Source organism: Bacillus infantis NRRL B-14911 (genome assembly GCF_000473245.1).
Classification (GTDB): domain Bacteria; phylum Bacillota; class Bacilli; order Bacillales; family Cytobacillaceae; genus Bacillus_AB; species Bacillus_AB infantis.
This window is the reverse complement of sequence record NC_022524.1, coordinates 3,099,738-3,112,916: the sequence shown is the minus strand read 5'-3', so window position 1 is coordinate 3,112,916 and position 13,179 is coordinate 3,099,738. Positions and strand designations below refer to the sequence as shown.

Genomic DNA, 13,179 nt, shown 5'->3' with positions numbered 1-13,179 from the left:
TCACCAGACAGGCGCGCTTATGATAAAATAAAAGCAGTTCTTTATTACTTTAATTAGGTAGCGGAAAGAAGAGTTGGAGGGGCGGTTTATATTATGAAGTGGAAAAAACAATTGCTGGATTTAACACCATACCAGCCAGGCAAATCTATTGAAGACGTAAAAAAACAATATGGGCTTGAAAAGATTGTGAAGCTTGCATCAAATGAGAATCCTTTCGGATGCTCGGAAGAAGCAGCAAAAGCCCTTCAAAAAAGCTCGGGCATTTTTGCAAAATATCCAGATGGATATGCCGGCGAACTGAGAAGCATATTGGCTTCCCATCTTGGAACTGAACCAGGACAGCTTATATTCGGCAATGGTTCGGATGAAGTGATCCAGATCATCTCGCGCGCCCTGCTGGGGCCTGGAAGGAATACAATCATGGCTGCACCGACATTCCCCCAGTATAAGCACAATGCAGTGATTGAAGGTGCTGAAGTGAAGGAGATTCCCCTGCTTGACGGTGCCCATGATCTGGAGGGGATGCTTGAAGCCATTGATGAAAATACATCTGTTGTATGGCTCTGCAGCCCGAATAATCCGACTGGGATCTATATAAATGAGAGCAAGCTTGTTTCATTCCTGGAAAAGGTGCCGGAAGACATACTTGTGGTACTCGATGAGGCCTATTGCGAGTATGCAGTTGCTGATGATTACTACCATGCAGTGAGCCTGCTGGAGAAGTTCAGCAATCTGATTGTGCTCAGGACCTTCTCAAAAATCTACGGTCTTGCCAGCCTCAGGATCGGGTATGGCATCGCCGGGGAGGACGTAGTCAGGGCGCTGGAGCCTGCGAGGGAGCCGTTCAATGTGAATACTTTTGCACAGATGGCTGCTGCGGAAGCGGTTAAGGATCAAAAATATGTGGAAGAATGCCGGAACAGGAACAGAGAAGGACTGGAACAGTTCTACTCATTCTGCGACCAGGCAGGTCTTAGTTATTATCCGTCCCAGGGCAATTTCATCCTGATTGACTTCAAGCGGGATGCCAATGAAGTTTTTCAATATCTGCTGGAAAAAGGCTATATCGTACGGTCTGGCGCAGGTCTTGGCTGCCCGCAGTCCATAAGGGTCACGATTGGCTCAAAAGAGCAGAATGAAGAAATTATGGAACTGATCGGCCAATTTTTGGAGGAAACAGCAGCGGCCCTATAAGGACCAGCATCCACGTGGGTCAGTCCGGATAAGCAAAAGAGCAGCATGGCAAAGGCGGTGATTTTTTATGGAAGGCCGCGTATTCATTATCGGCCTCGGGCTGATAGGCGGTTCACTGGCTCTCGGCATAAAGCGGCAGCATAAAGAAGCATTCATAGCCGGTTTTGATATTAATGCGGAGCAATGCAGGCTCGCAAGGATGCTGGGAGTGATTGATGAGGCTGAGGATAGCATTGAAGAAGGAGCGGCAAAGGCTGATTTAATCCTGCTGGCCGCGCCTGTGAAGGTAACTGCCGATATACTTGCCAGACTGGGCAGAATGCAGCTGAAAAAAGGCGTCATTATTTCTGATGCAGGAAGTACAAAGGCAGAGGTCGTCAAAAGTGCTGCAGGCCTTAAAGAAAAGGGAATCATATTCATCGGAGGCCATCCTATGGCAGGCTCCCATAAAAGCGGTGTGATCGCAGCGAAGGAAATTTTATTCGAGAACGCATTCTATCTGCTTACTCCAGAGCCACATGTTAAGGAGAAGGACATTATGGCGCTAAAGGAATGGCTTGCAGGGACAAAAGCAAAATTCATCCAGGTGTCACCGGAAGAGCATGATTATCTGACAGGCATCATCAGCCATTTCCCCCATATCATAGCGGCCTCGCTCGTTCACCAGGCTGAAAAGGAAAGCCGCTCCCATGAGCTGGTTCCCCGGCTTGCTGCAGGGGGATTCCGTGATATTACAAGAATCGCCTCAAGCAGCCCCGAAATGTGGAGAGATATCCTTCTTGCTAACAAGGAAGTACTCCTGAAGCTTCTGGGAAGCTGGCAGGCGGAAATGGAGCGGGTGGCAGTGATGCTGGCAAATCAAAGTTCAGAGGATATCCAGCAGTATTTTGCGGGCGCCAAGCAATTCAGGGATGACCTGCCCCAGAAGCAGAAGGGTGCCATTCCTGCGTTCTATGATTTATTCGTTGATGTTCCCGACTATCCCGGGGTCATTTCTGAAATCACCGGCTATCTGGCCAAAGCGGAGATCAGCATAACCAATATCAGAATCCTTGAGACAAGGGAAGAAATATACGGGGTGCTTGTGATCAGTTTTCAGACGGAAGAGGACAGGGACCGGGCGGCAGCATGCATTCATCATTATACCGCCTATGAAACCTCAGCCGGGCCATAATATGCTATCGAAGAAAGGTGATGAAGAATGGAATCAGTTATTTTGAAAACAAATACAGGCAGCCTCAGGGGCGAGATTGATATTCCGGGTGATAAATCTGTTTCCCACCGTTCCATCATGTTTGGAGCTATTGCAGAAGGCAGGACGGAAGTAACCAACTTCCTGATGGGGGAAGATTGCTTAAGCACTGTATCATGCTTCCGCAAGCTTGGTGTTTCGATCACAAACGAGGGAGACAAAATGATCATCGATGGAAGGGGCTTTGAAGGGCTGAATGAGCCTAATGAAGTCCTGGATGTAGGGAACTCCGGCACTACAATAAGGCTTTTGCTGGGCATTCTTGCAGGTCTCCCGTTCCATGCCGTTTTGGCGGGCGACGAGTCAATTGCCAAGAGGCCGATGACACGTGTTTCTGTTCCCTTATCAGAAATGGGTGCACAAATAAGAGGAAGAAAAGGCGGGGAACTTACCCCTCTTTCCATACAGGGAGGCGAGGTTAAGGGCATCAGGTATGAGTTGCCGGTTGCCAGCGCCCAGGTGAAATCTTCCCTCTTGTTTGCCGGTCTTCAGGCAAGCGGGGAAACCGTCCTTATTGAACCTGCAAAGACGCGCGATCATACTGAGAGGATGATCCGCCAATTCGGCGGAGAGATTGTGTCAGAGGGGACAGAAGTCCGTTTGCAGGGCGGGCAGAAGCTGAAAGCGGCAAAGGTTCATGTTCCCGGGGATATTTCTTCTGCAGCCTTTTTCCTGTCTGCTGGCGCAATCATTCCCGGCAGTGAAATAGTCCTCCGAAATGTCGGCTTGAATCCGACAAGGACAGGCATCCTGGAAGTTCTTCAGCGTATGGGAGCTGACATGACCATTCTTCCGTACAATAATGAGAGTGCAGAACCTGCAGGAGATATCACCATACGATTCTCGCAATTAAAGGGAACCGTCATTGAAGGAGATATCATTCCAAGACTGATCGACGAAATTCCGATTATTGCGCTTCTGGCAACCCAGGCGGAAGGGGAAACGGTCATTAAAGATGCTGAAGAATTGAAAGTCAAGGAAACCAATCGCATAGATACAGTCGTCAACGAGCTGAAAAAGCTTGGAGCGGATATTGAAGCAACAGCTGACGGGATGGTCATCAATGGACGGACTCCGCTGAAAGGCGGGAATGTTTCAAGCCATGGCGACCACAGGATCGGCATGATGCTCGCCATCGGGGCTGCCATCTGCACCGGGGAAGTATCTCTCTCTGGCGCTGAAGCCATTTCAGTTTCCTATCCGGCATTTTTTGAGCATCTGGAGTCACTGATCGGCTAAGGGAAGGAAGTTTCATACATGTGGGGTTCGGGATGGCCGGGCCCTTTTTTTGTGAATAACTCCTTGCTTTTGATGTATTCCACAACCATTTCTGCTCCGTTTCGCTGACTGAGTTTTTCCGCAGTCCAGCTCAACAGAACATTCTTCTCAATAAACCATCTCTGGCTTAAAAACTTTCAAACATAAATCTAAGATTATTTCATAGCTTGTCATAAGACCATTTAAAAGGGTGGTATTATGGCATATATTATTGAGAATGCCAATATTCTCAAGCAGCAGACATTTCAGAAGGCTTCACTGCTGGTGGAAAAAGGGAAAATAACTGGCATCCGGGACTCTTTCCCCCGCTATTCGTTCATGAAAATGAATGCAGAAGATTATATTATGGCGCCTGCTCAGGTCATGTATGATCCTGCACCTCCGCTGGACAGACCCTTTTCAGAGCAGAAAAGCTATTTTATTAACGAAATGCTTATGAAAGGGATGACTTCTTTTTTAACTTTTGCAGAAGTGCGGCAGGAATCCCGGCTGTTTTCCCGAATAAAAACCGTAAAGTCAAGTTTGATCAGCTCTCCGGCCGATTATGTGATTGCTGTCAAAGTTCCTGCCAGGCTCTTGTCACCTTCTTTCATCAGGAAATGCCGGACAGAAAAAATACCGGCCGTCTTTGTGGAAGCTGGAAGCAAAGAAGAGCTGTCGGCGGTTCCCTGGGGATGGATAAGGGAAGCTGTTTTTCCATACAATTGCCCGCTTGTGCCTATTTTCAAAACAGCGGATGAAAAAGAAAAGAAAGCGCTTCAGCATTTTTGGAAGCAGCTGATGCTAAAAGAAAAACTGGCACACATCGGGGAAGAACTGCAGGAAAGAGAGCCGGTCGCCAGAGAGCACCTGGCCATGATGGGCATCTGGCCCCATAAAGGAGACATCAGGCAAGGAGGGGAAGCAAGCTATAATTTATATGTTAAGGATGGCGGAGACAGAAACATTGAAGAATCAGAGCTCTTTCATTATTATAGTCATAGACTTGCCATAACGGCCCACAAAGGAACGATCATCAGGGCAGGCGGATATTTCAGATTCTGTCCGGGCTATGGAGAGCGTGTTATAATAAAGATTCCGGCTTTTTTTACAGTATAACGGAATGGGTCAGCCTGTCAGCCTGTCAGCCGGGCTGCAGGATTATGATAACAAGCGGGATCGGCCGCAATTTGAACCCAGCCCGTTTTTAAATGATATCTGCAACCATCTTTAGTCATGAAAGGATATAACAATGGACAAAGTTAATAAAATCATATCGCTATTAGAAAATGGACAGCATGAAGAAGCACTGAGGGACTATGCACAGATCCTGGACAAGGGTTCACATGAGGAGAGATTTGTGCTGGCGGAGGAATTGTTCCAGCTGGGATTGCTTGAGGAATCCAAGGCTTTGATTGAAAGGCTGCTGGAATCTTACCCGGATGAAGGCGAACTGCTAGTCCTCCTGGCTGAGCTTCATATTGATCTGGCCAATGAAGAGGAAGCGATGCTGGTTCTCGAGAGGATTTCAGAGAAGGATCCAAGCTATCCGCAGGCACTGCTCCTTTTAGCGGATCTGTACCAGATGGAAGGCTTGTATGAGGTGAGCGAGCAGAAGCTTTTAAAAGCTAAGTCCATTCTGGACGAAGAGGTCATCATTGATTTTGCCCTTGGTGAATTATATTTGGAGCAAGGGAAATTTATAGAAGCAATCAAGTCTTATGAAAAGGTTCTTGAAACGAGCCAGGAAATCGCCGGAACAAATGTCAATCAGAGGATGGCCGAGGCACTCAGTGCCGGCGGGGCATTTGAGGAAGCGATCCCATTCTATGAAAAGGCACTCGAAGCCCGTCTTGAGATCAATACCCTTTTCAGCTACGCATTCACTGCCCTTCAGGCTGGGATCAACAGGACTGCTATTGAAAAGTTCAAAGAAGTGAAGGAGCTTGATCCTGAATACCATTCCCTGTATCTGCATCTCGCACGCGCCTATGAGCGTGAAGAAGAGCTCGAAAACAGCTTTGAGGCTGTCCAGGAAGGAATCAAGCATGATGAGTTCAATAAGGATTTGTTTTTCTATGGCGGAAGGCTTGCTTTAAAGCTTGCACGCGAAAACGAGGCAGAGGACATGCTGCGTATGGCACTCGTGCTGGACCCTGAGTTCACCGAGGCGGCTTTGACACTGAACAAGCTTTTCATCAAGCAGGAACGGTACCGTGATGTCCTTGACATTGTGGATACGATGGAAGCGCAGGAGGAAGAAGAGCCCCAATTCCTTTGGGATGCGGCTTCTGCCCTTCAGGAGCTAGAAGAATATTCCCTGGCATTAAACAAATACCAGCAAGCATATACTTATTTTAAAGAACAGTCAGACTTTCTGTCAGACTATGGATATTTTCTGATGGAGGAAGGAAAATGGGCAGAGGCTGCCGAAATTTTTAAGAAACTGCTTGGGCAGGATCCGAGCAACGAAGAATATCTCGATATCGTCCAGAGGCTTAGCGGCGATCTGATGTAAGAAAAGGCACTAACAAAAATTCAGTTGCAAGCAGAGGAGGGAACAAATGGTGGCGACCCCTGTATCTGTCAGCGAGAAAAAAGATTTTATCCGCTGGTTCTTAAACCATTATCAATTGAAACGGCGCGAATGCGTTTGGATTTTAAATTATTTGATGAGCCATGACCAGCTTATGGAACGGGTGCATTTTGTGGAGCAAGCACAATATTGCCCAAGAGGCCTCGTGATGTCAACTCATTGCGTTGATGAAGTTCCTTTCCGTTTTTACAAAGAGAATGTCATGACAACTGATGCCGAGAAATCATTCCATGATATAAGGCTGAACAGGGAAGAAGATATCTTCATCCAGCTTAATTTCCATGCCTCCAATAAGGCCCATCAGTATGCAGCCGTCCTGGAGGAAAATCCGTTCATGCCGAAGACCCTTCAGGTAAGCGAGAAGGACCGGCTGATCGCAGAACGCTTCCTTTCCGAAAGCCTGGCTAAATTCCAGAGGGAAAAATTGATGCAGATGATTGATGAATCACTGGATAAAGGCGATAAAGAAACATTTAAGCAGCTCACTGAAAAGCTGAAAATGATTATGGTGAAAGCATAAATAGAATAGCTGGACTGGTGAAGGGGCATCCGGGCGGATGCCCCTTCAGCATTGCTTTCGGCAGCAGCAGGAAGTTATGGTAAAATAATGAGGCAAGCTATACGATTTGGAGTGGTGATAATGAAGTGGATTCCGCAGGATATTGAAATGTATTTAAAATCAAAAGAATATGTCGACACAGCTGTCATCCCCCTTTTGCCCGTCACATTCACAGGGGATATGAAGCAGGCTGCCTCAATGGCTGAATTTGTCACATTGCTTTCTTATCAGATGGAAAGGCAGTTCAAAGGAAGGCTTTTGATGCTGCCGGGCTTTTCCTACCTTAAATCTGACACAGCCCATGATGAGCATCTCGAAGAGCTGAAGAAATGGGAGTCCGCTATCCTGGAAAGCGGCTTCAGGCATGTGTTCTATCTGACCTCGGACAGCGGGTGGAAAATGGCTGAAGGGGAGCTTGGGGGATCATTGCTCTGGCTGCCATCCCTGCCGTTGGAGCATATGGACGAAACGTACAGAAACTCTGTTTTGGAGGACCAGGTCAAGCAGCTGCTGAATTTATTTGTACAAAAATGGCAGGCTGGTGAATAATTCCTGAAAAACCGCTTTGAACAGCCGGTTTGCCTACAGATTTTATTGACCTTGCCTAAAGATTGATATATCATTGTTATGTCCTAGTTTTATATTGTGTTGAATTTTGTCCGTTGGACTTGATTTCATGATAGAGGGGGGAAATGTATGAGCAAACATCGTGTTTCAAGACGTCAATTCCTGAACTATACACTTACTGGTGTAGGCGGTTTCATGGCGGCCGGCATGCTGATGCCGATGGTCCGTTTTGCCGTGGATCCTATACTGAAAGCCAGCGAGGGAGGAGACTTCATTCCGACACCGCAAAAAGTAAGCGAAATCACTGCTGAACCTACTCGGGTCGACTTTAAATTCGAACAGCAGGATGCCTGGTATACTTCAGAGGTATCGAACACCGCGTGGGTTTATAAGGATGAAAACGGGGAGATCGTTGCCTTATCTCCTATCTGTAAGCATTTAGGCTGCGTTGTTGACTGGAACAAAGACAAGGCGAATCCAGACCACTTCTACTGCCCATGCCATGGCGGGCTTTATACGAAGGATGGAACAAACGTGCCTGGAACACCTCCTGCTGCACCGCTGGATGTGTATCCTACAAAAGAAAAAGATGGTTTCCTATTATTAGGAAAAGCAGAACCGCGAAAGGGGGCGTAATAAGTGTTAAACAAAATTTATGACTGGGTCGACGAGCGTTTGGATATTACGCCTTTGTGGCGGGATATTGCAGACCATGAAGTACCTGAGCATGTAAACCCTGCCCATCACTTTTCGGCTTTCGTTTACTGCTTTGGCGGATTGACCTTCTTCATCACAGTGATCCAGATTTTATCCGGTATGTTCCTTACAATGTATTATGTGCCGGATATTAAGAATGCCTGGGAATCTGTCTATTATCTGCAAAATCAGGTTGCTTTCGGGCAGATTGTCCGCGGTATGCACCACTGGGGTGCGAGCCTGGTCATCGTAATGATGTTCCTACATACGTTACGTGTTTTCTTCCAAGGGGCCTACAAGAAGCCTCGCGAGCTGAACTGGGTTGTCGGAGTGCTTATTTTCTTCGTTATGCTGGCGCTCGGCCTGACAGGCTATCTTCTTCCTTGGGATATGAAAGCGTTATTTGCAACAAAAGTTACCATTCAAATTGTTGAATCAACACCGTTGATCGGTCAGCAGCTGAAAGCGCTGATGGCTGGAAGCACTGACATAGTCGGAGCCCAGACGATCACACGATTCTTTGCGATCCATGTATTCTTCCTGCCTGGAGCTCTCCTTGGACTGATGGGTGCCCACTTCCTGATGATCCGTAAGCAGGGTATTTCTGGACCGTTGTAAAATTCAACTTCACTACTGCTAACTGAAAAGGAGGGGAATGCTCAATGCATCGTGGAAAAGGTATGAAGTTTGTAGGCGACTCCCGTGTCCCTGTAAACCGTAAACCGAATATTCCGAAAGACTACTCGGAGTACCCTGGCAAAACGGAAGCATTCTGGCCCAACTTCCTATTGAAGGAATGGATGGTCGGCGCCGTTTTCCTGATCGGATATCTATGTTTGACCATCGCTCACCCGTCTCCGCTTGAAAAAATAGCAGATCCGAGCGATACAGCATATATTCCGCTTCCAGACTGGTATTTCTTGTTCTTATACCAACTATTAAAGTACACATATGCTTCAGGCCCATATAACGTCATCGGGGCGTTTATCATTCCCGGACTGGCTTTCGGAGCGCTGATGCTTGCTCCATTCATCGACCGCGGCCCTGAAAGGCGCCCATCTAAGCGCCCTCTCGCAACTGGTTTCATGCTGCTTGCGATTGCCGGCATCTTCTATCTAACTTGGGAATCTGTAGCCAACCACGACTGGGAAGCTGCAGAGCAGCAAGGTAAAATCGTAGCTGAAGCGGAGATTGATAAAGAAGCAGAAGGCTATAAAATTTATGAAGCGCAAGGCTGCATCAGCTGCCACGGCGGTGAATTGGCAGGAGGAGCTGGTGCTCCGGCCCTGATCGATACAGGACTTTCTCCTGAAGAAGTGGCGAAAATCGCTAAAGAAGGTCAAGGTGCCATGCCTGCCGGAATCTTTAAAGGAACTGACGAAGAGCTTCAAAAGCTTTCTGAATTCATTTCAAGCATTGAAAGTAAATAAAAGAAGAGAAGCCGGCGAATTGCCGGCTTCTTTTTTTGTGCAATATAACCAGTAATTTAGATAATAATAGCCTTTTTCCGTTAACCTGCAGTTTAGGGGGTATGCATCTTCCTGAACACTTTTCCTCGGGTATTAACCAAGGGCAATCTCCAAGCCAGCTCCAGCATATTATAGCGGAAAGTTCCCCCTTTAATTTCCTCTATGATAAAATATAGCCATAATGATAGAGAGAAGAGGGTATGGTATGAAGTGGATTTATCCTATTTTGGGGAACCGCTCGGTATTATGGCTGCTGCTTGTGGTCAATATTGCCGGAACGGTGTATGGGTATTACTGGTACGGGTGGCAGCTGAAGGATACGCCCCCGCACTTTCTGGCGTTTGTTCCTGATAGTCCGACGGCCAGCCTGTTTTTTTGTTTTGTCCTTGCTGCCTTCCTGATGCGGAGGAACTGGCCCCTTTTAGAGGCTCTGGCGGCCGTGACGCTTTTTAAATACGGTGTCTGGGCAGTCGTTATGAATCTGCTTGTTTATAAAGTGACAGGCGAACTTGATCCTATTGCGTTGATGCTGATCGGATCCCACGCTGCTATGGCAGTCCAGGGGATCTTATATTCACCCTTTTACCGGATCAAGTGGATTCATTTGCTCATTGCTGCTGTATGGACACTCCATAATGATGTAATCGATTATGTATTCTTCATGCTGCCGCGCTATCCTGTGCTGAACTTATATACACCGGAGATAGGCTATTTTACTTTTTGGCTGAGTATATTCTCCCTTTTCCTTGTGTACTGGTTCTCTATCAGGCCCGGCCGCACAAAGCTGGCGATTGAGTAGGCTTCCATATTGGAAGCCTTTTTTTCTTGGCAGTATCTCATGCTGATTTTTGGATCAGGGGGGGACTTAGTTTTATACTCCTTTCGGCTTGGATGAATATCCGGCTGAATGAGCCCAAAACCAACATTGATGTTAATACAGCTTATCTCTAAAATTGATCCCAGCCGAGCGAACTTTTGGTCTAACCTTGTCCAACCTCTCATACATTTTTAATAGTAATTGCAGGGGGGGACAATATTGAAAGCAAAAATTGCTGTATCCATGTTTTTGATCTATCTTTTAATGCCTTTTTCCATATATGCATATGCAGAGCAGCCTTCCTCTTCGATGGACAAACTTGATCTGCTCTCTGATGAAGCTCTTCAGATGGTCAAAATACAAAAATATGAAGAGGCAAAAAAGATTCTGGATTATTTTTCGGATCAGTTTCTTTCGGGGGATGTACAGGCAAGGCCGTTCAATATGGATGAGCTGAGAATCGTTTCCAATGCGCATGATGAAGCAGTGGAAGCAGCGGCCAGCATCGATATGAACCATAAAGAGCGGATGAACAGGGTAACAAGATTCAGGCTGGTTATTGATGCAATCACCTCCAGCAGGCAGCCTTTGTGGACGGAAATGGAGGATCCGATCATGGATGTGTTCGGGGGGATGAAGGAGGCTGCCCATGCAGGCGACAGTGAGGCTTTCCATTCAAGCCTGAATTCCTTTTTGACCTTATACAGCGTCATTTACCCTGCCCTTAAAGTGGACCTCAAGGCAGACAGGCTTCAGCAGCTGGATACCAGGGTCAATTTCATAGACCATTACAGGCCTCAGGTGGTGAGCCAGACCTCGAGCCAGCAGGAATTGGATGCCCTCGAGGCAGATTTATCCTCGCTTTTTGATGAAATGACTGACGATGAGGCCGATCCTTCGCTTTGGTGGGTCATTATTTCTACAGGAAGCATCATCATCCTTACATTATCTTATGTCGGCTGGAGAAAATATAAGGGAGATCAGGACAAAGAGAAGAGCAGAAAAAGAGAGCTGAAAAATTGACACCATTCACCAGAAAAAATACAATAGATTAAATTACAGCAAAGATGAATGGGAGGAATAACATGGATTTCCTGATATACTTTGCGATCATCATCCTCGTGCCGATCTGGGCGCAATTCAAGGTGAAAGGCACCTATAACAAATATTCCAGGGTACCAGCCTCTTCACATATGAGAGGTGCCGAGGTTGCCAGAAGGATCCTGGATTCCAACGGATTGTACAATGTCAATGTTGAGGAAACGAGGGGGCATCTGACAGACCATTATGATCCCCGTTCAAAAACGGTAAGGCTGTCCTCGCAGAATTTCCATGGCCATTCCGTCGCTGCAGCAGCAATAGCTGCCCATGAGGTCGGCCATGCCATTCAGGATCAGCAGGATTATGCATTCCTCCGGGTCCGACATTCGCTGGTGCCGATCGCGAGCATTGGTTCTAATTTTTCCTGGGTGCTGATCATGGTAGGGATTTTTGCTGAGCTGAGCGGCCTTCTCCTTTTGGGAATCATTTTCATGGCCGTGGCCGTCCTCTTCCAGGTGGTTACCCTCCCGGTCGAGTTCAATGCTTCAAACAGAGCAATGGATCAGGTCGTCTCACTTGGTGTTATCCGCAATGATGAGGAAAGGGAAACGAAGAAAGTCCTTAACGCTGCTGCCCTGACCTATGTAGCTGCCGCAGCTGTTGCGGTTCTGGAGCTATTGCGCCTGATCATGATCTTCACAGGCATGCAGAGGCAGGATTAAGAAATGAAGAAACCAGCCATTTGGGCTGGTTTTCTTTATTTCTTATAGTGAACAAGCGCCATTTGCATTTCTAGTGCTCAATCGGCTTCTTATTTTCATCCAAGGTGAATCCTTCGCCGAGCACATCGTGAACGACACTGACTGTGACAAAGGCATGCGGATCGACGGAGGTGATGACGCTTTTAAGCCGCACGATTTCATTTTTGCCGACTACGCAGTAAAGGACTTCCCGATCCTGTTTGGTGAAGGAGCCGTGCCCTTTCAGCACCGTCACCCCGCGGTCCATTTCCTTCAGAATCCTGCCGGCGATGGCTTCGTTCTGGTCGGAAATGATCATCGCACCTCTTGCGGCGTAGGCGCCTTCCTGCATAAAATCGATCACCCGGGCACCTACGAACACGGCAACAAGGGTGTACATGGCTTCCTGGTAGGTCAGATAGAAAATGAGCGATAATGTAATGACACAGGCATCGAAAAGGAACATTGTTTTTCCCATGCTCCAGCCGATATATTTATGGGCCAGCCTCGCTATGATATCGACTCCGCCGGTTGTTCCGCCGAAACGGAAAATGATGCCGAGGCCAATGCCGATGAAAACACCTGCAAAAAGAGCCGCAAGAGTAAGGTCTTCCTTCAGCGGCATGTCAATCTGATAGCGCTGAAAAATCCACAGGAACAGGGAAACACTGAAGGTGCCGATCATGGTGTAATAAAAGGAATTCCTGCCGAGCAATTTCCAGCCTATAAAGAATAATGGTATATTTAACAATAAGTTCGTATAGGAGGGATCCCATTTAAATAGGAAAAAAAGGAGCAGGGTGATGCCGGTGAAACCGCCTTCGGCCAAGTTATTCTGCATATTGAAATGAACAATTCCAAAAGAAAAGATTGCTGAACCGAGCAGGATGAACAATATATTCTTGAATTTTAATCCGTTTTGCACGTTTTTTCCCTCTTTTCCTGTTTTTATCACCATAAGATTATATAAAATAAAAGATGACAGAGCAAT

The 13,179-nt window shown here is 47.0% G+C and carries 14 protein-coding genes; 13 read left to right on the top strand and 1 reads right to left on the bottom strand.

Annotated elements, in window-relative coordinates; genetic code table 11:
* Positions 1–93: 93 nt before the first annotated feature.
* The 13 genes from hisC (at position 94) to N288_RS15710 (ending at position 12,170) form a co-directional block, all read left to right on the top strand.
* Positions 94–1,194 (top strand): histidinol-phosphate transaminase, encoded by a 1,101-nt coding sequence (gene hisC / locus N288_RS15770; protein ID WP_009794851.1) that lies wholly within the window; start codon positions 94–96, stop codon positions 1,192–1,194.
* Between the two features lie 67 nt (positions 1,195–1,261).
* Positions 1,262–2,368 carry a prephenate dehydrogenase gene (locus N288_RS15765; protein WP_009794852.1) on the top strand — a complete coding sequence of 369 codons (1,107 nt, stop codon included), beginning with the start codon at positions 1,262–1,264 and terminating at the stop codon, positions 2,366–2,368.
* A 27-nt stretch (positions 2,369–2,395) separates the two neighbouring features.
* Positions 2,396–3,685, top strand: a complete 1,290-nt coding sequence (aroA, locus tag N288_RS15760; protein WP_009794853.1) for a 3-phosphoshikimate 1-carboxyvinyltransferase — start codon at positions 2,396–2,398, stop codon at positions 3,683–3,685.
* A 237-nt stretch (positions 3,686–3,922) separates the two neighbouring features.
* Complete coding sequence (locus N288_RS15755; RefSeq protein ID WP_009794855.1) at positions 3,923–4,822, top strand: hypothetical protein; 900 nt, start codon at positions 3,923–3,925, stop codon at positions 4,820–4,822.
* Positions 4,823–4,955: 133 nt separating this feature from the next.
* Positions 4,956–6,221, top strand: a complete 1,266-nt coding sequence (locus tag N288_RS15750; RefSeq protein ID WP_022544137.1) for a tetratricopeptide repeat protein — start codon at positions 4,956–4,958, stop codon at positions 6,219–6,221.
* Between the two features lie 49 nt (positions 6,222–6,270).
* Positions 6,271–6,819: a ReoY family proteolytic degradation factor gene (locus tag N288_RS15745; protein ID WP_035401136.1), complete on the top strand. Its 549-nt coding sequence runs from the start codon at positions 6,271–6,273 to the stop codon at positions 6,817–6,819.
* Positions 6,820–6,939: 120 nt separating this feature from the next.
* A complete protein-coding gene (locus tag N288_RS15740; protein ID WP_009791282.1) occupies positions 6,940–7,407 on the top strand; it encodes a YpiF family protein in 468 nt (155 codons plus the stop codon).
* 147 nt (positions 7,408–7,554) lie between these two features.
* A complete protein-coding gene (locus N288_RS15735; protein WP_022544136.1) occupies positions 7,555–8,061 on the top strand; it encodes a QcrA and Rieske domain-containing protein in 507 nt (168 codons plus the stop codon).
* Positions 8,062–8,064: 3 nt separating this feature from the next.
* On the top strand, positions 8,065–8,739 hold the full coding sequence (gene qcrB / locus N288_RS15730) for a menaquinol-cytochrome c reductase cytochrome b subunit (protein WP_009791280.1): 675 nt from the start codon (positions 8,065–8,067) through the stop codon (positions 8,737–8,739).
* A gap of 44 nt (positions 8,740–8,783) precedes the next feature.
* On the top strand, positions 8,784–9,551 hold the full coding sequence (locus N288_RS15725; RefSeq protein WP_009791279.1) for a menaquinol-cytochrome c reductase cytochrome b/c subunit: 768 nt from the start codon (positions 8,784–8,786) through the stop codon (positions 9,549–9,551).
* A gap of 244 nt (positions 9,552–9,795) precedes the next feature.
* Complete coding sequence (lhaT, locus tag N288_RS15720; protein ID WP_009791278.1) at positions 9,796–10,389, top strand: lipoprotein heptaprenylglyceryl N-acetyltransferase LhaT; 594 nt, start codon at positions 9,796–9,798, stop codon at positions 10,387–10,389.
* 237 nt (positions 10,390–10,626) lie between these two features.
* Complete coding sequence (ypjB, locus tag N288_RS15715; RefSeq protein WP_022544135.1) at positions 10,627–11,430, top strand: sporulation protein YpjB; 804 nt, start codon at positions 10,627–10,629, stop codon at positions 11,428–11,430.
* Between the two features lie 62 nt (positions 11,431–11,492).
* The gene (locus N288_RS15710) at positions 11,493–12,170 is read left to right on the top strand and encodes a zinc metallopeptidase (protein ID WP_022544134.1); all 678 of its coding nucleotides are present in this window, start codon (positions 11,493–11,495) and stop codon (positions 12,168–12,170) included.
* A 70-nt stretch (positions 12,171–12,240) separates the two neighbouring features.
* On the opposite strand, the gene N288_RS15705 is transcribed toward N288_RS15710, so the two are convergent.
* Positions 12,241–13,146 (bottom strand): YitT family protein, encoded by a 906-nt coding sequence (locus N288_RS15705; RefSeq protein ID WP_009791274.1) that lies wholly within the window; start codon positions 13,144–13,146, stop codon positions 12,241–12,243.
* Positions 13,147–13,179 lie beyond the last annotated feature (33 nt).

Coding starts and splice junctions, on each gene's coding strand:
- N288_RS15765 (WP_009794852.1), top strand. CDS start 1,262: ATGGAAGGCCGCGTATTCATTATCGGCCTCGGGCTGATAGGCGGTTCA.
- N288_RS15705 (WP_009791274.1), bottom strand. CDS start 13,146: ATGGTGATAAAAACAGGAAAAGAGGGAAAAAACGTGCAAAACGGATTA.
- N288_RS15725 (WP_009791279.1), top strand. CDS start 8,784: ATGCATCGTGGAAAAGGTATGAAGTTTGTAGGCGACTCCCGTGTCCCT.
- hisC (WP_009794851.1), top strand. CDS start 94: ATGAAGTGGAAAAAACAATTGCTGGATTTAACACCATACCAGCCAGGC.
- lhaT (WP_009791278.1), top strand. CDS start 9,796: ATGAAGTGGATTTATCCTATTTTGGGGAACCGCTCGGTATTATGGCTG.
- N288_RS15735 (WP_022544136.1), top strand. CDS start 7,555: ATGAGCAAACATCGTGTTTCAAGACGTCAATTCCTGAACTATACACTT.
- N288_RS15750 (WP_022544137.1), top strand. CDS start 4,956: ATGGACAAAGTTAATAAAATCATATCGCTATTAGAAAATGGACAGCAT.
- N288_RS15710 (WP_022544134.1), top strand. CDS start 11,493: ATGGATTTCCTGATATACTTTGCGATCATCATCCTCGTGCCGATCTGG.
- aroA (WP_009794853.1), top strand. CDS start 2,396: ATGGAATCAGTTATTTTGAAAACAAATACAGGCAGCCTCAGGGGCGAG.
- N288_RS15755 (WP_009794855.1), top strand. CDS start 3,923: ATGGCATATATTATTGAGAATGCCAATATTCTCAAGCAGCAGACATTT.
- N288_RS15740 (WP_009791282.1), top strand. CDS start 6,940: ATGAAGTGGATTCCGCAGGATATTGAAATGTATTTAAAATCAAAAGAA.